The organism is Cupriavidus sp. JZ107, assembly GCF_053903255.1.
On the sequence record NZ_CP096481.1, the window covers coordinates 1,098,982 to 1,118,762 of the forward strand.

At 67.1% G+C, this 19,781-nt stretch carries 18 protein-coding genes and 2 tRNA genes; 18 read left to right on the plus strand and 2 right to left on the minus strand.

Translation table 11 applies throughout. From position 1 onward, the window contains the following. Positions 1-215: 215 nt before the first annotated feature. The 14 genes from fabF to nagZ all read left to right on the plus strand — a co-directional run bounded on the left by fabF (position 216) and on the right by nagZ (position 14,328). Positions 216-1,448 carry a beta-ketoacyl-ACP synthase II gene (gene fabF, locus M1D55_RS14560; RefSeq protein ID WP_006577663.1) on the plus strand — a complete coding sequence of 411 codons (1,233 nt, stop codon included), beginning with the start codon at positions 216-218 and terminating at the stop codon, positions 1,446-1,448. Then, a complete protein-coding gene (locus tag M1D55_RS14565) occupies positions 1,441-1,956 on the plus strand; it encodes a hypothetical protein (protein ID WP_456282458.1) in 516 nt (171 codons plus the stop codon). Before fabF ends, M1D55_RS14565 begins: the two co-directional genes overlap by 8 nt. A gap of 173 nt (positions 1,957-2,129) precedes the next feature. Beyond that, positions 2,130-2,729, plus strand: a complete 600-nt coding sequence (gene rpoE / locus M1D55_RS14570) for an RNA polymerase sigma factor RpoE (protein WP_006578764.1) — start codon at positions 2,130-2,132, stop codon at positions 2,727-2,729. 108 nt (positions 2,730-2,837) lie between these two features. Beyond that, positions 2,838-3,476 (plus strand): sigma-E factor negative regulatory protein, encoded by a 639-nt coding sequence (locus M1D55_RS14575; protein WP_023263373.1) that lies wholly within the window; start codon positions 2,838-2,840, stop codon positions 3,474-3,476. Positions 3,477-3,484: 8 nt separating this feature from the next. Then, a complete protein-coding gene (locus M1D55_RS14580; protein ID WP_043436864.1) occupies positions 3,485-4,558 on the plus strand; it encodes a MucB/RseB C-terminal domain-containing protein in 1,074 nt (357 codons plus the stop codon). Positions 4,559-4,704: 146 nt separating this feature from the next. Further along, positions 4,705-6,189 (plus strand): DegQ family serine endoprotease, encoded by a 1,485-nt coding sequence (locus M1D55_RS14585; protein ID WP_064575983.1) that lies wholly within the window; start codon positions 4,705-4,707, stop codon positions 6,187-6,189. A 386-nt stretch (positions 6,190-6,575) separates the two neighbouring features. Next, complete coding sequence (lepA, locus tag M1D55_RS14590; RefSeq protein ID WP_006578556.1) at positions 6,576-8,369, plus strand: translation elongation factor 4; 1,794 nt, start codon at positions 6,576-6,578, stop codon at positions 8,367-8,369. A gap of 98 nt (positions 8,370-8,467) precedes the next feature. Next, positions 8,468-9,367 carry a signal peptidase I gene (gene lepB / locus M1D55_RS14595; RefSeq protein ID WP_456282459.1) on the plus strand — a complete coding sequence of 300 codons (900 nt, stop codon included), beginning with the start codon at positions 8,468-8,470 and terminating at the stop codon, positions 9,365-9,367. 59 nt (positions 9,368-9,426) lie between these two features. Beyond that, positions 9,427-10,197, plus strand: coding sequence for a ribonuclease III (gene rnc, locus M1D55_RS14600; RefSeq protein ID WP_006578554.1), 771 nt, complete (start codon positions 9,427-9,429; stop codon positions 10,195-10,197). After that, entirely contained in the window at positions 10,194-11,144 is a 951-nt protein-coding gene (gene era, locus M1D55_RS14605; protein ID WP_456282460.1) for a GTPase Era, read from the plus strand. The genes rnc and era overlap by 4 nt, the downstream gene beginning before the upstream one ends. After that, positions 11,137-12,024 carry a DNA repair protein RecO gene (gene recO / locus M1D55_RS14610; protein ID WP_006578552.1) on the plus strand — a complete coding sequence of 296 codons (888 nt, stop codon included), beginning with the start codon at positions 11,137-11,139 and terminating at the stop codon, positions 12,022-12,024. Before era ends, recO begins: the two co-directional genes overlap by 8 nt. Positions 12,025-12,031: 7 nt before the next feature. After that, positions 12,032-12,826: a pyridoxine 5'-phosphate synthase gene (gene pdxJ / locus M1D55_RS14615; RefSeq protein ID WP_456282461.1), complete on the plus strand. Its 795-nt coding sequence runs from the start codon at positions 12,032-12,034 to the stop codon at positions 12,824-12,826. Beyond that, positions 12,823-13,251: a holo-ACP synthase gene (gene acpS / locus M1D55_RS14620; protein ID WP_064575993.1), complete on the plus strand. Its 429-nt coding sequence runs from the start codon at positions 12,823-12,825 to the stop codon at positions 13,249-13,251. The genes pdxJ and acpS overlap by 4 nt, the downstream gene beginning before the upstream one ends. Positions 13,252-13,278: 27 nt before the next feature. Beyond that, positions 13,279-14,328, plus strand: a complete 1,050-nt coding sequence (gene nagZ, locus M1D55_RS14625) for a beta-N-acetylhexosaminidase (protein WP_064575996.1) — start codon at positions 13,279-13,281, stop codon at positions 14,326-14,328. Positions 14,329-14,478: 150 nt separating this feature from the next. Here the strand turns inward: nagZ and efp are convergent, their stop codons facing one another. Both efp and earP read right to left on the minus strand, forming a co-directional pair. Further along, complete coding sequence (gene efp / locus M1D55_RS14630; RefSeq protein ID WP_006578548.1) at positions 14,479-15,039, minus strand: elongation factor P; 561 nt, start codon at positions 15,037-15,039, stop codon at positions 14,479-14,481. Between the two features lie 175 nt (positions 15,040-15,214). Further along, entirely contained in the window at positions 15,215-16,402 is a 1,188-nt protein-coding gene (gene earP, locus M1D55_RS14635) for an elongation factor P maturation arginine rhamnosyltransferase EarP (RefSeq protein ID WP_456282462.1), read from the minus strand. Positions 16,403-16,515: 113 nt separating this feature from the next. On the opposite strand from earP, the gene uvrC reads away from it, so the two are divergent. The 4 genes from uvrC (at position 16,516) to M1D55_RS14655 (ending at position 19,781) form a co-directional block, all read left to right on the plus strand. Continuing rightward, positions 16,516-18,645 carry an excinuclease ABC subunit UvrC gene (uvrC, locus tag M1D55_RS14640; RefSeq protein ID WP_456282463.1) on the plus strand — a complete coding sequence of 710 codons (2,130 nt, stop codon included), beginning with the start codon at positions 16,516-16,518 and terminating at the stop codon, positions 18,643-18,645. 171 nt (positions 18,646-18,816) lie between these two features. Continuing rightward, positions 18,817-19,416 (plus strand): CDP-diacylglycerol--glycerol-3-phosphate 3-phosphatidyltransferase, encoded by a 600-nt coding sequence (gene pgsA, locus M1D55_RS14645; protein ID WP_006578767.1) that lies wholly within the window; start codon positions 18,817-18,819, stop codon positions 19,414-19,416. Positions 19,417-19,575: 159 nt separating this feature from the next. Beyond that, a tRNA-Gly gene (locus M1D55_RS14650) sits at positions 19,576-19,651 on the plus strand. A gap of 54 nt (positions 19,652-19,705) precedes the next feature. Beyond that, positions 19,706-19,781, plus strand: a tRNA-Gly gene (locus M1D55_RS14655).

The following is a 19,781-nucleotide window of genomic DNA, read 5'->3' on the forward strand; positions in this document are numbered from 1 at the left end:
TTTGTTCGAGCAAGCGGAGTTGCGGTGGGGCCGAAGTTGGCTCCATCATCGGCCATCGTGCCGCTGAACTGCCGGCCGGGATTCGCGCCGTCAGTCCGGCCGGCAGGCTGGCCGATGCGCCGGCCTGCCGGCGCGGCGGAATCGCCTTGGCGCCTTGACGGTGCCGCGGGCTGCCGCCCGTTCCGCCTTGCCTCATCCACCCGTAGGAAATCATAGTGAGCCGTCGTCGCGTCGTCGTCACCGGGCTCGGCCTTGTGTCTCCGGTCGGAAACACGGTTGCCGAAGGCTGGGCCAATCTGGTTGCCGGCAAGTCCGGCATTGCCACCATCACCAAATTCGATCACTCCGCGCTGGCCGTGCATTTCGCCGGCGAAGTGAAGGGCTTCAACGTCGAGGACTACATTCCCGCGAAGGAAGCCCGCCATATGGATACCTTCATCCACTATGGCATCGCGGCCGGCACCCAGGCCCTGCGCGACAGCGGCCTGGAAGTGACCGAGGCCAACGCCGATCGCATCGGCGTGCTGGTCGGCTCGGGCATCGGCGGCCTGCCCATGATCGAGGACACGCACGCGGAGCTGACCAATCGCGGTCCGCGGCGGATTTCGCCGTTCTTCGTGCCGGGCTCGATCATCAACATGATCTCCGGCCACCTGTCGATCAACCACAACCTGAAGGGCCCGAACCTGGCCGCCGTGACCGCCTGCACCACCGGCTTGCACAGCATCGGCCTGGCCGCACGCCTGATCGAGGCTGGCGACGCCGACGCCATGCTGGCCGGCGGCGCGGAATCGACCGTGTCGCCGCTCGGTATCGGCGGGTTCGCCGCGGCACGCGCGCTGTCGACCCGCAACGACGATCCGGCGGCTGCCTCGCGCCCGTGGGATGTCGACCGCGACGGCTTCGTGCTCGGCGAGGGCGCCGGCGTGATGATGCTCGAGGAATACGAGTCGGCCAAGGCGCGCGGCGCGAAGATCTACGCCGAGCTGTCGGGCTTCGGCATGAGCGGCGACGCGTTCCATATGACGGCGCCGAGCACCGACGGTCCGCGCCGCTGCATGGTCAACGCGCTGAAGAACGCGGGCGTCAACCCGGACGAAGTCAACTACCTGAACGCGCACGGCACCTCGACGCCGCTGGGCGACAAGAACGAGTCCGACGCGATCAAGCTGGCCTTCGGCGACCATGCCTACAAGATCGCGGTGAACTCCACCAAGTCGATGACCGGCCATCTGCTGGGCGGCGCCGGCGGCCTGGAGTCGGTCTTCACGGTGCTGGCCCTGCATCACCAGGTCGCGCCGCCGACGATCAACATCTTCAATCAGGACCCCGAGTGCGATCTCGATTACGTGCCGAACACCGCGCGTGAAATGAAGATCGACGTGGCCGTCAAGAACAACTTCGGCTTCGGCGGTACCAACGGCACGCTCGTCTTCCGTCGTGCCTGAAGCCGGCGCCCGCCGGCCGCTCCCTTGCTTCCCGTTCCCGGGGCGTCATCCGCAGCGTTGGCTGCTGACGGCGTTCCTGGGCTGCGAGCTTGCCGCGTTGCTGTGGCTGCTGTGGCGGGCGGGGGAGGGTTGGGCGGCGCGCGAAACGGGCCCGCTGTGGTGGGCGGTCCTCGCAGCGGCGGCCGTGCTGTCGGGTGTCCCGGCGTGGCGAGGCGGATGGCGGGCGGCGGCATGCCGCTTTGTCGGCATTGCACCGGGCGGTTCGGCGGCGCAGATCGTCGTCGCGTTGCCCGAGGGCGGCGAGGCGAGGGTCCGTGTCGTGGCGTGCTGGCGGTTGGGGGGTATTGCCGCGGTGCTGCGCCTGGCGCCCGCGCACGCGGCGCAAGCCGACGTGCCGCGCGTGCTGCTGATGAGCAGCGCTGGCGCTCCGGATGGCCGGAATTGCGCGGCCGATGTCTCGCGGCGGGCGCTGCTGCGCGCGTTGCATGGGGCTCCCGGGTCGCTTTGAGCGCGATAGGCGGCCCAAGCGGTGCCGCTTAATGCATACTGACGCCCGGTGGCATTCGCCCCGGCTGTCAATACGCTTTTCGCTCTGCGGACGTTTCGCGGGGTATGGCGTAGGTAAAATACAACGTTTGTTTTGACGGCGATACCAAGAGATACACTGCAGGTGAACTATTCGTGAGCGAACGCGAAGCCGACCAGCTCCTTGTTGAACGCGTCCAGCAGGGCGACAAGCGGGCCTTTGAACTGCTGGTGGCCAAATACCACCGCAAGATCATCCGGTTGATCTCGCGTCTGGTCAGGGACCCCGCTGAAGTGGAGGACGTGGCGCAGGATGCCTTTATCAAGGCATATCGCGCCTTGCCCCAATTCCGCGGGGAGTCGGCGTTTTACACCTGGTTGTACCGGATCGCTGTCAATACGGCCAAGAACTACCTGGCCACGCAAGGCAGGCGGCCGGAAGCGTCCAGCGACATCGATGCCGAAGAGGCTGAAACTTTTGCGGATGGTGAGCAACTAAGGGATATCAATACGCCGGAGTCGATGCTCCATACGCGCCAGGTGGCGGACACCGTCAACCGCGCCATGGAGGCCCTGCCGGAAGAATTGCGAACCGCCATCACGCTGCGCGAAATCGAAGGCCTCAGCTACGAGGAAATCGCCGAAGCGATGGGGTGTCCGATCGGTACGGTCAGATCGCGCATCTTCCGGGCACGCGAAGCGATTGCGGAAAAATTACGCCCGCTGCTGGGAACGGCAGAGGGCAAGCGGTGGTAGAAGTCAAAGACATGTCGTGCGGCCAGCGTTGCAGCCTGCTCCTGCATCGAGAAGCGACAGTATTGTGACGGGATTGTTCGGTGTTCGATGGTTATCGAGGGGTTGGAAATGGGTCAGGCTCACAGGCAATCGGTTCATGCGCCCGAGGCAGCGGAGCAGATTTCCGCATTGATCGACGGCGAACTGGCGCCGCATGAATTCGAAGCCGTGCTGGCGCTCGCCAAGAGCGAGCCGGGCCAGGAGCAATGGTCGGTGTTCCAGTTGATCGGCGACACGCTGCGTTCCGAGGAACTCGCCCATGCCGGCTCGACCGCGGCCTTCGTGTCGCGCTTCGCAAGCCGTCTCGAGGACGAGCCGCACCTGCTGGCGCCCGCCGCGCTGGCCGATGCGCCGGTGCGCCGCCATCGGCTTCTGCTGCGCCCGTCGTGGGTGCGCCGCGTGATGCCGGGCACCGCGATCGCGGCTGCCGTCGCCGCAGTCAGCTGGGTGGTCGTGCCGCAAATGCGCGATGCCGATCCGGCCGCGCCCGGCGCCATCGTCGCCAGCACCAGTGAAGGCGTGCCCGCGGCGCCCAAGGCCAGCGGCGTGCTGACCGTCGCCGCCGACGCCGGCCAGATGATTCGCGATCCGCGCCTGGACGAGTACCTGCGGGCTCACCGGGTGTCCGTGACGACCAATGCCATGGTGCCGACCATGCGCAACGTCGCCAATAGTGCAAGCTTCTCTCAGGACAACACGCAGGAATAATGCCGGACATGCAAAAAGGATGGGCGCCCGCCCATGCAGCGGGCGCACAAGGAATAAGGGCCCTGAGGAGGTCCTTTTTTCTCGCCTTGTGCCTGACGGCCGCGGTGGCGACGGCGCAAACGCCCGAGCCCACGCTGGCGCGCCGCGATGCCGCGGCCTGGCTTGGCAAGATCCACCGCGCCGCGCAGCGCGAAAACTACGTCGGTACTCTGATCTACCAGCGCGGCAGCGTCATGCATGCGTCGCGCATCCAGCATTTCAGCGATCTGGTGCACAACGAGTACGAGCGGCTCGAGACGCTCGACGGCAAGCCGCGCGAGGTGCTGCGCCAGAACGACATCGTCCATAGCCTGATCCCCGAGGCCAAGCTCGTGGTGGTCGAGCGCCAGGACGCCAAGGACCGCTTCCCGGCATTGCTGGCCACCAACAAGGGCGATGTGCTGGATCTCTACGAGATGCGCAGGCTGTCGCCCGAGCGCGTCGCCGGGATGGAGTGCGAGGTTTTTTCGCTGGTGCCGCACGACGGCGCCCGCTATGCGGTCCGCCTCTGGGCCGAGAAGCACTCGGGCCTGCTGATGCGCGCGCAGACCATCGGCGAGGGCGGCAAGGTGCTCGAGCAAGTCGCGTTCTCGCAGATCGAGATCGGCGTGCCGTCCGAAAAGCAGAAGATCCTCGGCGCGATCAAGAGCGCCGCGAGCTGGCAGCGCTACGAGATCAACTACCAGCCGGCCAATATCGCCGAAGAGGGCTGGCTGATCGCGGTGCCGGTCAAGGGTTTCCAGAAGATTCGCGAGGTGCGCCGCCCGCTGGGCGATCTGCGCAGCGCGCAAGGCAGCGGCCGCGAACAGGTGTTCGAGGTGCTGCAGGTCGTCTACAGCGATGGCCTGACGGGGCTGTCGGTCTTCATCGAACCGGTATCGGATCAGCGGGTGCGGCGCGAGGGCGTTGCCTCGCTGGGCGCGACCCAGGTGGTGGTGCGCAAGGTCGCCGATTTCTGGATCACCGTCGTCGGCGAAGTGCCGGCGGCCACGGTCAAGCAGTTCGCGGCCGCGGTGGAATACCGCGCGCCCAAGCCACGCTGAGCCGGGCGGCGGGGCGCCGCCGGCGCGCCCGCCCGCACACGCCGGGCATTCTCCGGATATTCCGCGGACACCCTCCGGGCTGGCCCCGACTGGACCGGACGCCCCGGCTTGCTTACCCTGTTACGCTGAACTCGCGGGAGTCGACCATGTCGTCAAACTATTACGCCGTGGCCAGGACCATGGCATTGGCCGCCGTGCTGGCGGCGGGTCCCATGCTGGCCACGCCGGTCCATGCGCAGGCCGCCGCCTCGAACTACAGCCTGCCCGACTTCACCGACCTGGTGGAGCGCGTCAGCCCCGCCGTGGTCAACATCCGCACCACCGAGCGCGTCCGTTCGCGCGGCATGACGCCCGAGGACGAGGAGATGGCCGAGTTCTTCCGGCGCTTCTTCGGCATCCCGATGCCAGGCGCGCCCACGCCGCCGGGGACGCCGCGCCGCGGCCAGCCGCCACAGGGCGAGGAGCAGAGCCGCGGGGTCGGCTCGGGCTTCATCATCAGCGCGGACGGCTACGTGATGACCAACGCCCACGTGGTCGCCGACGCCGAGACCATCTACGTCACGCTGCCGGACAAGCGCGAGTTCAAGGCCAAGCTGATCGGCACCGACCGGCGCACCGACGTCGCGCTGCTCAAGGTCGATGCCAATGGCCTGCCGCGCCTGCAGATGGGCGATTCGAACAAGATCCGCGTCGGCGAATGGGTGCTGGCGATCGGCTCGCCGTTCGGCCTGGACAATAGCGTGACCGCCGGCATCGTGTCGGCCAAGGGCCGCGACACCGGCGACTACCTGCCGTTCATCCAGACCGACGTGGCGGTCAACCCGGGCAACTCGGGCGGGCCGCTGATCAACCTGCGCGGCGAGGTGATCGGCATCAACTCGCAGATCTACAGCCGCAGCGGCGGCTACATGGGCATCTCGTTCGCGATTCCGATCGACGAGGCGCTGCGCGTCAGCGAGCAGTTGAAGTCGACCGGCAAGGTCACGCGCGGCCGGATCGCGGTGGCGATCGGCGATGTCACCAAGGAGGTCGCCGATTCGCTGGGCCTGGGCCGCGCGCGCGGCGCGCTGGTCGGCAGCGTCGAGCCTGGCGGCCCGGCCGAGAAGGCCGGCATCGAGGCGGGCGACATCATCCTGAAGTTCAACGGCCGCGATATCGAGCGCGCGTCGGACCTGCCGCGCCTGGTCGGCGAGACCAAGCCGGGCTCGCGGGTGCCGATGCAGCTGTGGCGCAAGGGGGGGACGCGCGAGGTCACGATCACCGTGGCCGAGCTCGAGCCGGATGCCAAGCCGCGTCCGCGCGCCGGCACCACGCCGGGCGACGAAGGCGCGGCAGGCGCCAAGCCCAATGCGCTGGGGCTCGTGGTCGGCGACCTGTCCGAGGCCCGGTTGCGCGAGCTGAAGATCAAGTCGGGCGTCGAGGTTCAGGCGGCCGAAGGGGTCGCGGCGCGCGCCGGCATCCGTCCGGGCGACGTGATCCTGCGCCTGGGCGACACCGATGTGACCAGCGCCCGCCAGTTCAACGAACTGGTGCGGGGCCTGGACAAGAGCCGCATGGCGGCGATCTTCGTGCGCCGCGGCGACGCGACCCAGGTGCTGACGCTGCGCCCGAACGGCGGCGCAGCGCGCTGACCGCCGTCCCCGCGTCGTCCCACCGTCGTCGCCGCGCAAGCGGGGGCCTGGCGTCTTTCCGCGCGCACATCGCGCGCGCCGCCGGGTTTCCCGCTGCGTGGCGACGACGGGATCACCCCACCGATTTCGGCCGCTCCGCATTTTCCCGTTCCGCTGCGCGATTGAGCTGCGGGACCCCCTTGAAAATCCGGTAAAATCGCCGTCTGGCGCGAAAGCCGCCGACCGTGGGAACGGTCGGGCGCGCGCCACCAACCTGCGGCCGGGCCCAGGCGCGCCCGGCGGGCCGCCCGTCCCTCCGCCCATGACATGCTGTGCCGCGGCCGGATGCGCGTACGTCGCCATCGCCCGTTGCCAATGCGCTGCCGCGGCGCTCCCCTGACCAACCGATGGACCATATCCGTAACTTTTCGATCATTGCCCATATCGACCACGGGAAATCGACCCTGGCCGATCGCATCATCCAGCTGTGCGGAGGCCTTTCCGACCGCGAAATGGAGGCCCAGGTCCTGGATTCGATGGATATCGAAAAGGAGCGGGGCATCACGATCAAGGCCCAGACCGCGGCGCTCAGCTACAAGGCGCGCGACGGCAAGGTCTACAACCTGAACCTGATCGACACCCCGGGACACGTCGACTTCAGCTACGAAGTCAGCCGTTCGCTGTCCGCCTGCGAGGGCGCGCTGCTGGTGGTGGACGCCTCGCAGGGCGTCGAGGCGCAGACCGTGGCCAACTGCTATACCGCAATCGAGCTCGGCGTCGAAGTGGTGCCGGTGCTCAACAAGATCGATCTGCCGCAGGCCGATCCCGACAACGCGATCCAGGAAATCGAGGACGTGATCGGCATCGACGCGCACGACGCGACCCCGTGCTCGGCCAAGACCGGCCAGGGCGTCGAGGACGTGATCGAGGCGCTGATCGCCAAGGTGCCGCCGCCCAAGGGCGATCCGGACGCGCCGCTGCAGGCGCTGATCATCGATTCGTGGTTCGACAACTACGTCGGCGTGGTCATGCTGGTGCGCGTGGTCAACGGCACGCTGCGTCCCAAGGACAAGGTGCTGCTGATGGCCAACGGCTCGCAGCATCTGGTCGAGCAGGTCGGCATCTTCTCGCCCAAGTCGATCCAGCGCGAGGCGCTGTCGGCCGGACAGGTCGGCTTCGTGATCGCCGGCATCAAGGAACTGAAGGCCGCCAAGGTCGGCGACACCATTACCACGGTGGCGCGCAAGGCCGAGGCGCCGCTGCCCGGCTTCAAGGAAGTCAAGCCGCAGGTGTTCGCCGGCCTCTATCCGGTCGAGGCGAACCAGTACGAGGCGCTGCGCGAATCGCTGGAAAAGCTGCGCCTGAACGATGCCTCGCTGCAGTTCGAGCCGGAAGTCTCGCAGGCGCTGGGTTTCGGCTTCCGCTGCGGCTTCCTCGGCCTGCTGCATATGGAGATCGTGCAGGAGCGGCTCGAGCGCGAGTTCGACATGGACCTGATCACCACCGCGCCGACGGTGGTCTACCAGGTGCAGATGCGCGACGGCACCATGGCCCAGGTCGAGAACCCGGCCAAGATGCCCGACCCCAGCAAGATCGACGCGATCCTGGAACCGATCGTCACGGTCAACCTGTACATGCCGCAAGACTACGTGGGTGCGGTGATCACGCTGTGCACGCAGAAGCGCGGCACGCAGGTCAACATGAGCTACCACGGCAAGCAGGTGCAGCTGACCTACGAGATTCCGATGGCCGAGATCGTGCTCGATTTCTTCGACCGGCTCAAATCGGTGTCGCGCGGCTATGCGTCGATGGATTACGAGTTCAAGGAGTACCGCGTTTCCGATGTGGTCAAGGTCGATATCCTGATCAACGGCGACAAGGTCGATGCGCTCTCGATCATCGTGCACCGTTCCAATTCGCAGTACCGGGGCCGCGAGGTCGCCGCCAAGATGCGTGAGATCATTCCCCGCCAGATGTACGACGTCGCCATCCAGGCGGCGATCGGCTCGAACATCATCGCGCGCGAAAACGTCAAGGCGTTGCGCAAGAACGTGCTGGCCAAATGCTATGGCGGCGATATCTCGCGCAAGAAGAAACTGCTGGAAAAGCAGAAGGCCGGCAAGAAGCGCATGAAGCAGGTCGGCACGGTCGAAATTCCGCAGGAAGCGTTCCTGGCCATTCTGCAGGTGGAAGAGAAATGACGCGCCGGACGGCAAGCGTGGCGAACCGGCGCAACGCCGGCGCAGCCCCGATGCCCTCCGGTCCGCACCAATAAGACTTCGCCAACGATCTAGCCGTCATGAATTTTGCACTGATCCTTTTTGTGCTGGTGGTCATCACCGGTATTGCCTGGGTGGCCGACAAGCTGGTCTTTCAGAAGCAGCGCCGCGTATCGGCGCAGGCCGCCCTCGCCGAGTTCGATGCGCGCCGCGCCGCGATGCCGGGGCATGGCTCCGGCACCGAGTTCGAATCCTCGCGCAGCCGGCTGGCCGAGGAAAAGCTGCGCCAGCCCTGGTGGCTCGAATATTCGGCCAGCTTCTTCCCGGTGATCCTGGCGGTGTTCGTGCTGCGTTCGTTCGTGGTCGAGCCGTTCAAGATCCCGTCCGGTTCGATGATCCCGACGCTGCTGATCGGCGATTTCATCCTGGTCAACAAGTACGAATACGGCCTGCGCCTGCCGGTGATCAACAAGAAGATCGTGTCGCTGGGCGAGCCGCAGCGCGGTGACGTGATGGTGTTCCGCTATCCGAAGGACCCGTCGCTCGATTACATCAAGCGCGTGATCGGCGTGCCGGGCGACGTGGTGACCTATGAAAACAAGCGGCTGACCGTCAATGGCAAGCCGGCGCAATACGACGCGCTGCCCGAGTATCTGGACGAGGAGCGGCTGTCGTATTCCAGGCATTACAAGGAGACCCTGCCGGGCGGCGCGCCCCATGGCATCCTGAATGACGCCGACCGCCCGGCCTTCGTGGCGGGCGCCGACCCGGATTTTCCCTTCCGCGAAAACTGCACTTACAATCAGCAGGGCGTGACCTGCAAGGTGCCTTCGGGTCACTATTTCGTCATGGGGGATAACCGGGACAACAGCCTGGATTCGCGCTATTGGGGCTTCGTGCCGGACGAGAACATCGTCGGCAAGGCATTCCTGATCTGGATGAATCTCGGCAACCTGGGCCGGGTGGGGTCGTTCCAATAAACGGCGGCCGCCGGCCGGAGCGCGCCATTCGACTACCTCTTCGGGAACGCAGTACTGACATGAACCTCGACGCCTTGCAGCAACGACTCGGCTACCGTTTCAGCAAGCCCGAATTGCTGCAGCAGGCGCTGACGCACCGCAGCCATAGCGCGCAGCACAACGAGCGGCTGGAATTTCTCGGCGACTCGGTGCTGAACTGCGCCGTCGCCGACATGCTGTACGGCATGTTCGGCAAGCTCGACGAAGGCGATCTGTCGCGCGTGCGGGCCAATCTGGTCAAGCAGCAGGCGCTGTACGAGATCGCGCAGATGCTGCAGCTGTCCGAGTCGCTGCGGCTGGGCGAGGGCGAGCTGAAAAGCGGCGGCTTCCGCCGGCCCTCGATCCTCGCGGACGCCCTCGAAGCCATCGTCGGCGCAGTCTTTCTCGACGCCGGTTTCGAGGCCGCCCGCAGCCTGATCCGCAAGCTCTATATCCCGATCCTCGAACAGGTCGATCCCCGCACGCTCGGCAAGGACGCCAAGACGCTGCTGCAGGAATACCTGCAGGGCCACAAGATCGCGCTGCCCCAGTACAACGTGATCGCGACCCACGGCGCCGCCCATAACCAGCAGTTTGAAGTCGAATGCATCGTGCCTAAACTGGAGGTGCAGGTATTCGGCACCGGGGCCTCGCGCCGCGCCGCCGAACAGGCGGCCGCCAAGCTGGCGCTGGAAGAGGTGCAGCGGCTGGTGCCCCAGCTGCTCAAGCGCAGCCGCGCCGAACGCACCGGCAAGACCCGCAAGCAGCCCGTTCCCCCGGATCCGCAGTTGTCTCTCAGGTTGAAGGAATGACCGAATCGAACCGCCCGCAGCCGGAGTCCACCGACTCCGCCGCGGCAAATCCGCCCGCGGCATTCCGCTGCGGCACCGTGGCCATCGTCGGACGGCCCAACGTCGGCAAGTCGACCCTCGTCAATGCGCTGGTCGGCCAGAAGATCAGCATTACCTCCCGCAAGGCGCAGACCACGCGCCACCGGCTGGTCGGCATCCAGACCACCGACGACACCCAATACGTGTTCGTCGACACGCCGGGCTTCCAGACCCGGCATGCCAGCGCGCTGAACCGCTCGCTCAATCGCGCCGTGACCTCGACGCTGTCGTCGGTCGACCTGGTGCTGTTCGTGGTCGAGGCCGGCCAGTACGGGCCCGACGACGAGAAGGTGCTGACGCTGCTGCCGCGCAATACGCCGGTGCTGCTGGTGGTCAACAAGATCGACCGGCTGCCGGGCGAGCGGCGCTCGGAAATCATGTTCCCCTTCCTCGAGAAGATGGGGCAGCAGTTTCCGTTCCGCGAGGTGGTGCCGATGTCGGCCAAGACGCGGGACCATATCGAACGGCTGCTCGGCATCATCCGGCCCTATCTGCCGGAAGGCGAGCCGATGTACGACGCCGATGCGATGACCGACCGCAGCGAGCGCTTCCTCGCCTCGGAGATCATCCGCGAGAAGGTGTTCCGCTGGACCGGCGACGAGCTGCCGTACACCAGCACCGTCATCATCGACAAGTTCGAGACCAAAGGCCGGCTGCGGCGCGTGTTCGCGACCATCCTGGTCGAGCGCGATGCCCACAAGGCGATGGTGATCGGCAGCAAGGGCGCCAAGCTCAAGCAGATCTCCACCGAGGCGCGCCTGGACATGGAGAAGCTGTTCGACGGCAAGGTCTACCTGGAGCTGTGGATCAAGGTCAAGAGCGGCTGGGCCGACAACGAAGCCGGACTGCGTGCCTACGGATATGAGTGACCGCCCGGCGGTCCCGGCGCCTGCGCGGCGCGGGACCGCCTCCGCGCGCCGCGCGGACCCGGTGGCAGAGGAAGCCGCCGAAGTGCTCGACAGCGTCGGCGCCGAGCTGGCCGGCGCGCGCGCGATGATGGATCGCGCGATGCGGATCGTGCCGGCGCGCACCGAGCTGCGCGTCGTCAATCAGCCGGGCTTCGTGCTGCATGCCTGGCCGTATCGCGAAACCAGCCTGATCGTCGATGTCTTTACGCGCGACCACGGCCGCATGGCGCTGGTCGCCAAGGGCGCCAAGCGCCCGCATTCGGCGCTGCGCGCGGTGCTGCAGCATTTCCTGCCGATCTCGCTGTCGTGGAGCGGGCGCGGCGAGGTCAAGACGCTGACGAAGGCCGAATGGATCGGCGGCATGCCGCCGCTCGCCGGCGAGGCGCTGCTGTCTGGCTTCTATCTGAACGAGCTGCTGCTGCGCTTCTGCCCGCGCGAGGACGCGCACGAGGCGCTGTTCCGCCACTACATGGCGACGCTGACGCGGCTGGGGCAGGGCGAGCCGGCCGGACTGGTGCTGCGCGGGTTCGAGCGCGTGCTGCTGCAGGAGACCGGCTTCGCGGTCGCCTTCGATCGCTGTACCTCGACCGGCGAGGCGGTGCAGCCGGGGCTCGACTACGTCTACCAGCCCGAACGCGGCGTGCGGCGCGCGCATGCCAGCGATCCGTCGTCGTGGCCCGTGGTGTCGGGGCAGACGCTGCTCGACATGTCCCGCGACGACTACAGCCGTCCGCAGACCGTCGCGCAGGGCCGCGCGCTGATGCGCTTTCTTCTGCATTATCATCTGCAAGGCGTGCCGCTGAAGACGCGGCAGATCCTGATCGACCTGCAAGCCCTGTGATCCCCCTATGATTTTCCACGCTCATCCCGGTGCGAACTCGAGCTTCATCGCGCTCGGCGTCAACATCGACCATGTGGCGACGCTGCGCAACGCGCGCGGCACCGTCTATCCGGATCCGATCCAGGCGGCGCTGCAAGCCGAGGAGGCCGGCGCGGACCTGATCACGCTGCATCTGCGCGAGGACCGCCGCCATATCCGCGATGCCGACGTGCGCGCGCTGCGGCCCCAGCTGACGACGCGGATGAACCTGGAATGCGCACTGACGCAGGAGATGCTGGACATCGCCTGCGAGATCCGGCCGCAGGACGTCTGCCTGGTCCCCGAGCGCCGCGAGGAAGTGACCACCGAAGGCGGGCTCGACGTGGCCGGCCGTTTCGAGCAGGTCAAGGCGGCGTGCCGCCAGCTGGCCGACGCGGGCATCCGCGTGTCGCTGTTCATCGATGCCCAGGCCGACCAGATCGAGGCCGCCGCGGCCAGCGGCGCGCCGGTGATCGAGCTGCATACCGGCCGCTATGCCGACGCCGAGACGTCCGATGCGCAGGCGCTGGAATTCCGCCGGATCGCCGACGGTGTCGAGACCGGCCTGAAGCACGGCCTGGTCGTCAACGCCGGCCACGGCCTGCACTACACCAATGTGCAGCCGATCGCCGCGCTGCCGGGCATCACCGAACTCAATATCGGCCACGCCATCGTCGCCCACGCGGTATTCGCCGGCTGGCAGAACGCGGTGCGCGAGATGAAGGCGATCATGGTCGCCGCCCGGCTCGGCACGCGTTATCCCGCGCCGAAGGCTCCGGCGTGATCTACGGCGTCGGCACCGACATCATCCAGATCGAGCGCGTGCGCGGCGTGATGGCCCGCACCGGCGGGCGCTTCGCCGAGAAGGTGCTGGGGCCGCAGGAGCTGGCGGTCTATCATCGCCGCCGCGCCCGCGTCGAGAAGCGCGGGCTGGCTTTCCTGGCGACGCGCTTCGCCGCCAAGGAGGCCTTCTCCAAGGCGATCGGCCTGGGCATGCACTGGCCGATGACGTGGCGCGCGATGGAACTGCTGAACCTGCCGTCGGGCGAGCCCTATGCGCATTGCCACGGCGAACTGGCGCAATGGCTGAGCGAACGCGGGCTGACCGTGCGCGTCAGCGTCAGCGACGAACACGACTACGCGGTCGCCTTTGCGATCGCGGAACGGACCGGGCCGGCCGACGCATCGGGCGTGGCCTTACCCAGATAACACGGATAACTCTTTCTCCCTTCACCGATGACCAAGAAGAACGCAGGCAAGCGACCGGGCCCGGTCGTGCTCGATGTCAAGGGCAAGCAACTGGACGCCGACGATGCGCGCCGCATCTCGCATCCGCTGACCGGCGGCGTGATCCTGTTCGCGCGCAACTTCGAGTCGCGCGCGCAGCTGGTGTCGCTGACGCGCGAGATTCGCGCGCTGCGCGACGACGTGCTGATCTGCATCGACCATGAAGGCGGCCGCGTGCAGCGCTGCAAGACCGACGGCTTCACCCATCTGCCGGCGATGGCGAAGCTGGGCGAGCTGTGGGATCGCGACGTGCTGGCCGCGACCCGCGCCGCGGTGGCCTGCGGCTATGTGCTGGCGGCCGAGCTGCGCGCCTGCGATATCGACCTGTCGTTCACGCCGGTGCTCGACCTCGACTATGGCCGCAGCGGCGTGATCGGCGATCGCGCGTTCCACGCCGATCCGCGCGTGGTCGCGATGCTCGCCAACCATCTGACCCATGGCCTGCTGCTGGCCGGCATGGCCAACTGCGGCAAGCATTTCCCGGGGCACGGCCACGTCGAGGCCGACTCGCACGTCGCGGTGCCGGTCGACGAACGCACGCTGGAAGAGATCCTCGACCAGGACGTCCGGCCGTACCAGTGGATGGGCATGACGCTGGCCTCGGTGATGCCGGCCCACGTGATTTACCCGAAGGTCGATCCCAACCCCGCCGGCTTCTCGCGCTACTGGCTGCAGGACATCCTGCGCGGCCAGCTCGGCTTCGAGGGCGTGATCTTCAGCGACGATCTCAGCATGGAAGGCGCCAGCGTCGCGGGCACGGTCACGCAGGGCGCGCGCGCCGCGCTGGATGCGGGCTGCGACATGGTACTGATCTGCAATCATCCCGAGCGCGCGGACCAGCTGCTGGCCGAGCTCGACGTGTCGATCGACAAGGCCTCGCAGCGGCGCGTGCGCCGGCTGTTCGCGCGCGGCAAGGCGATGGACTGGAACAAGCTCGAGCAGGACGCGGGCTATCGCAGCGCGCTGCGGCAGCTGCGCGACGAGGCGCTGATCGGCTAAGCCGCAGCGCTCTTGGCAATGAAAAAAAGCAGCCGGTCTGGCTGCCTTTTTTACGCCGTTCCCCGAATGCGGGAATCCAGCGTCCTTTTACCAGTCACTGGGTCCCCGCTTTCGCGGGGACGACAGTCAGGTTCGTCCGCAGCCTTCGCCTTAGTTGGCGCGGCTGCGGTATTCGCCGGTGCGGGTGTCGATTTCGATCTTGTCGCCGATGTTGCAGAACAGCGGCACCTGCAGCTCGAAACCGGTATTGATCTTGGCGTTCTTCAGCACCTTGCCCGACGAGGTATCGCCCTTGACGGCCGGCTCGGTGTAGACGATCTCGCGCACCAGCGTGGTCGGCATTTCGACCGAGATGGCCTTGTCGTTGTAGAACACCACTTCGACGTTCATGCCGTCTTCGAGGTAGTGCAGGGCGTCGCCCATGTTGTCGCTTTCGACTTCGTACTGGTTGTAGTCGGCGTCCATGAACACGTACATCGGGTCGGCGAAGTACGAGTAGGTGCATTCCTTGCGATCCAGCACGACCACTTCGAACTTGTCGTCGGCCTTGAACACGGCCTCGCCCGGTGCGTCGGTCAGCAGGTTCTTGTACTTCATCTTGACGACCGCGGCGTTGCGGCCCGACTTGTTGTACTCGGCCTTCTGCACGACCATCGGATCGGCACCGATCATGAACACGTTACCGACGCGGAGTTCCTGTGCGGTTTTCATCTGAACTAATCTTCCTGAATTAAGAATGTCTGGGAGTTCGGCGTGGCGAGAGCGCGCCGGGGCGGCGCGTTCGCGATCCGTGCTCAGTTCCGCGCGGGGCCCGCAGGATCGAACGCCCGAAGGCGCCGTGCGGGCAACCCAGGATGTCCAGCCCGGTCGCCATCAAATCAACCCGCTATTTTACCCGACTTTCGCAAAACGCTACGAGGTTCGCTGCAAGGTCGCCCAGCGCGGCCAGGCTGTGCTGCCAGCGCTGGGCGGTGCGCGCCAGTCCGGGCAGCGCGGCGCGCAGGCCATCCCACGCGGCCGCGACGTCCATGGGCGGGGCGGCGCCGTTCCACACATGCCAGAAGCGCGTGAGCGCCTCGGCGTCGGCCGGCTCGCCGATCTGCTGCCGGTAGCGCGCCAGGAAGGCGTCCAGCTTGACGCGGTGGGCGTCGTCGGCCTGCGGGTAGATGTGCCAGACGAAGGGACGCGCGGCCCATTGGGCGCGGACGAACGAGTCCTCGCCGCGCACGAAATTGATATCGCAGGCCCACAGCAGTTCGTCGAACTGTTCCTGCGGCAGGAAGGGCACCTGCTGCAGATGCAGCCGGCCCAGCGTGCATACCGCTGCCGGCGACGCTGCCGCGGAGGCGTCCGTGCCGGCCCAGGCGAAGGCCTGCTGCGCCGCCGGGCCGGACGGCAGCAGGCACTGCACCGGCTCGTCGCCGTCGCGCCAGTGGGCCAGCAGGGCCGGCAGCGCGGGATTCGGATAGGCGAACAGGCTGACCCGGCGCGCGCCGTCGATCGGCGTGACGCCCAGCCGGTGCCACAGTCGCGCCTGCGCCGCCGGCGAGTCGATGAAGCCGCGCCGCTGCATGCCCAGCAGCGATTCGCGCAGCACGCCGCCGGTGCCCGGCTCGAAGCCGGGGAAGAAGAAGTATTTGACCAGCGGCAGGCGCGGATGGGGCGAGGCCATGCCGTGATGCTCGCGCACCCAGGGCTCGGCGCTCAGGTATTCGAGATTGATCCATACCGGCTTGCGCGTGGCCTGCGCCATGCGAGCGACGAAAGACGCAGGCAGCTCGCAGGCGAAGGCCTCGACCACCGCCTCGTGCGGCACGATCTCTTCCCCCGGCTCACCGAGGCCGGCGTCGCTGCCCGCGGTCCAGCGGCGCACCTCGACGCCGGCCAGCCGCTGCCGGCCGGCGGCGGGATCGAGCGCCGGCGCCAGGCGGGCAAAGCTCGCCAGATCGTCGACCCACAGCCGTACCGCGTGGCCATGCTCCTGGGCCAGCTGACGCGCGAGCCGCCAGCAGACACCGATGTCGCCGAAGTTGTCGATCACGGTGCAGAAGATGTCCCAGGAGCGGATGGTCATGGCCGGAATTGCTCTAAACTTGCGATTTTAGAGCCCCGCGAGCCTTCGCGCCTCCGCGCGTCAGGCGTTCGCTGTTCGCGGCGGCCGATCGCATGTCCCTGCCGCCTTCCCCGATGTCACGTCCGGATCCGCAACCCACTGGCACGCCCGCCGAGGCGGAGCCGCGCATCGACACGCCCCAGCCGGCGCTGCCCGAAGCCGGTGCAGCGTCCACCGACGTTTTGGCTGTGCCTGCCCAGGCCGGCGCGCCGTCGCAGGAGCCGCAGCCGCGACCGGAGCCGGAGCTGGAAACCAGCTTCGATCCCCGCCCGGTGATCGCCGCGCTGCCGGGCCTTCCCGGTGTCTACCGCTATTACGACGCGGCCGGCGGCGTGCTCTATGTCGGCAAGGCGCGCGACCTGAAGAAGCGCGTCTCGAGCTATTTCAACAAGACCCAGCTGTCGCCGCGCATCGCGATGATGGTGTCGCGCATCGCCCGCATCGACACCACGGTGGTCCGCAGCGAGGCCGAGGCGCTGCTGCTCGAGAACAACCTGATCAAGGCGCTGACGCCGCGCTACAACATCCTGTTCCGCGACGACAAGTCGTATCCGCTGCTGAAGCTGTCGGCGCATCGCTATCCGCGCATGGCGTACTACCGCGGCGCGACCGACAAGCGCCACCAGTACTTCGGCCCGTTCCCGAGCGCGCATGCGGTGCGCGAGAGCATGCAGATCCTGCAGAAGGTGTTCCAGCTGCGGACCTGCGAGGACACCGTCTTCAACAACCGCACGCGGCCGTGCCTGCTGCACCAGATCCACCGCTGCACGGCGCCGTGCGTCGGCGCGATCAGCGAGGAGGACTACGCGCGCGACGTGGGCAATGCCGCGCGCTTCCTGCAGGGCCGGCAGAAGGAGGTGCTCGAGGGACTGCAGCAGAAGATGGAGCAGCACGCCGAGCGGCTCGAGTTCGAACAGGCCGCGGCGGTGCGCGACCAGATCGGGGCGCTGTCGACGGTGCTCAAGCGCCAGGCCGTCGAGGAAGTCGGGCAGAGCAGCGATATCGATATCCTGGCCGTGGCGGTGCAGGGCGGACGCGCCTGCGTCAACCTGGCAATGGTCCGCGGCGGCCGCCACCTCGGCGACAAGGCGTATTTTCCCGCGCATGTCGACGAGGCGGCGATGATCGTCGACGACGAGGCCGAGGAGATCGTCGCCACGCCCGTGGGCGGCGAAACCGCTGAGGCGGCCCAGGCCGCGCAAGGGGCCGAAGTTGCCGAGTCGGGCGCCGCGATGGCCGAACGCGTCGCCGCCAACGTGCTGGCCGCCTTCATGGCGCAGCACTATCTGGATCAGCCGGTGCCGCCGATCCTGGTGGTCAGCCACGCGCCGGCCGACGGCGCGCTGATGGAGGCGCTGACGATGCAGGCGGGCCGCCGCATCACGCTGGTGCGCCAGCCGCAGGGCCAGCGGCGCGCCTGGCTCGACATGGCGCAGCAGGGCGCGGCGCTGGCGCTGGCGCGGCGCCTGGCCGAGCAGGGCAGCCAGGAGGCGCGCACACGGGCGCTGGCCGACACCATCGGCATCGAGCTCGACGATCTGGGCGCGCTGCGGGTCGAATGCTTCGACATCAGCCATACCGGCGGCGAGGCGACGCAGGCGTCCTGCGTGGTGTTCCATCACCATGCGATGCAGAACAGCGAATACCGCCGCTACAACATCGACGGCATCACGCCGGGCGACGACTATGCGGCAATGCGCCAGGTGCTGACGCGCCGCTACCAGAAGCTGGTCGAGCGCAGCCAGGAGGACAGCGCCGCGATGCCGCATATCGTGCTGATCGATGGCGGCAAGGGCCAGGTCGAGGTCGCGCGCCAGGTGTTCGAGGAACTGGGCCTCGATATCGGGCTGCTGGTCGGCGTGGCCAAGGGCGAGGGCCGCAAGGTCGGCCTCGAGACGCTGGTATTTGCCGACGGACGTCCCGCACTGGAGCTGGGGCAGGGCAGCGCGGCGCTGATGCTGGTGGCGCAGATCCGCGACGAGGCGCATCGTTTTGCGATCACCGGCATGCGCGCGCGCCGGGCGAAGACGCGCACCACGTCGCGGCTCGAAGAGATCGAAGGAATCGGCGCGCGCCGGCGGCAGAAGCTGCTGACCCGCTTCGGCGGCATCCGCGGCGTGATGGCCGCCAGCGTCGATGAGCTCGCCAGCGTCGACGGCATTTCGCGCACGCTGGCCGAGGAAATCTACCGGCAGTTGCATTGAGGCGGCGCGCCGGCTGCCCGCCGCGATCGGCGCGGGTCGGCCGGCACAACCAGCGCGACCGACGCCGGCGCGGAACGCAACCGGCCGGGCTCGCTTCGGGAAATGCTCAATTGATGTCGGAATCGGCGACAATCGCGGGATTGTCCCGTCTTCGACCTGCCGATTCCGCCTATGCCGATGAATATTCCGATCCTGCTGACCTGGCTGCGCGTTGCCATGATCCCGCTCGTGGTCGGCGTCTTCTATCTGCCCGACGCCTGGCTGTCGATGCCGGCGAAGAACCTGACGGCGGCGGTGTTCTTCATCGTGGCGGCGGCGACGGACTGGCTCGACGGATTCCTCGCCCGGCGCTGGAACCAGACGTCGTCGTTCGGCGCCTTCCTCGATCCGGTCGCGGACAAGCTGATGGTCGCGGCGGCGCTGCTGTCGCTGCTGGCGCTGGACCGCGTCAGCGATCTGATCGCGCTGGTGATCATCGGCCGCGAGATCACCATTTCGGCGCTGCGCGAATGGATGGCGCAGATCGGCGCGTCAAAGAGCGTTGCCGTCAACTTCCTGGGCAAGCTCAAGACCACGTTCCAGATGGTCGCGATCCCGCTGCTGCTGTTCGACGCGCCGCTGTTGGGCATCGACGCCGGCATGCTGGGCGGCTGGCTGATCTATGTCGCCGCGGTGCTGACCCTGTGGTCGATGTTCTATTACATGAAGCTGGCGTGGCCCCAGATCCGCGAGCGGAGCGCGGCCGCCGCCCGGGCCGCCGCGCAAAAGTGAGGATCAGTGCAAAAATATGCTTGACTTCATTGTCGGATGTTTGCATAATTTCGTTCTCGCTTCTGACGAAACAAAACGAACGAAGCGAGATGCAGCAAGAAGCGGTCTATATGCAGTGATTTAGCGCCGTTTTGCTGCATGTGCAGTACGCAGGACACTGCGGGAGTAGCTCAGTTGGTAGAGCGCAACCTTGCCAAGGTTGAGGTCGCGAGTTCGAGACTCGTCTCCCGCTCCAGAATTTTCTGGTCGATCCGGAAGCATGTTCCGGGTTCGCCGCAGCAGGTGTCATGCGGGAGTAGCTCAGTTGGTAGAGCGCAACCTTGCCAAGGTTGAGGTCGCGAGTTCGAGACTCGTCTCCCGCTCCA

Bases quoted from the DNA above. Each gene is read 5' to 3' on its own strand.
- M1D55_RS14575 (WP_023263373.1), top strand. From the start codon at position 2,838: ATGGGTCAGGCTCACAGGCAATCGGTTCATGCGCCCGAGGCAGCGGAG.
- pgsA (WP_006578767.1), top strand. From the start codon at position 18,817: ATGCCGATGAATATTCCGATCCTGCTGACCTGGCTGCGCGTTGCCATG.
- pdxJ (WP_456282461.1), top strand. From the start codon at position 12,032: ATGATTTTCCACGCTCATCCCGGTGCGAACTCGAGCTTCATCGCGCTC.
- era (WP_456282460.1), top strand. From the start codon at position 10,194: ATGACCGAATCGAACCGCCCGCAGCCGGAGTCCACCGACTCCGCCGCG.
- uvrC (WP_456282463.1), top strand. From the start codon at position 16,516: ATGTCACGTCCGGATCCGCAACCCACTGGCACGCCCGCCGAGGCGGAG.
- earP (WP_456282462.1), bottom strand. From the start codon at position 16,402: ATGACCATCCGCTCCTGGGACATCTTCTGCACCGTGATCGACAACTTC.
- lepB (WP_456282459.1), top strand. From the start codon at position 8,468: ATGAATTTTGCACTGATCCTTTTTGTGCTGGTGGTCATCACCGGTATT.
- M1D55_RS14585 (WP_064575983.1), top strand. From the start codon at position 4,705: ATGTCGTCAAACTATTACGCCGTGGCCAGGACCATGGCATTGGCCGCC.
- recO (WP_006578552.1), top strand. From the start codon at position 11,137: ATGAGTGACCGCCCGGCGGTCCCGGCGCCTGCGCGGCGCGGGACCGCC.
- efp (WP_006578548.1), bottom strand. From the start codon at position 15,039: ATGAAAACCGCACAGGAACTCCGCGTCGGTAACGTGTTCATGATCGGT.
- rnc (WP_006578554.1), top strand. From the start codon at position 9,427: ATGAACCTCGACGCCTTGCAGCAACGACTCGGCTACCGTTTCAGCAAG.
- M1D55_RS14580 (WP_043436864.1), top strand. From the start codon at position 3,485: ATGCAAAAAGGATGGGCGCCCGCCCATGCAGCGGGCGCACAAGGAATA.
- lepA (WP_006578556.1), top strand. From the start codon at position 6,576: ATGGACCATATCCGTAACTTTTCGATCATTGCCCATATCGACCACGGG.
- nagZ (WP_064575996.1), top strand. From the start codon at position 13,279: ATGACCAAGAAGAACGCAGGCAAGCGACCGGGCCCGGTCGTGCTCGAT.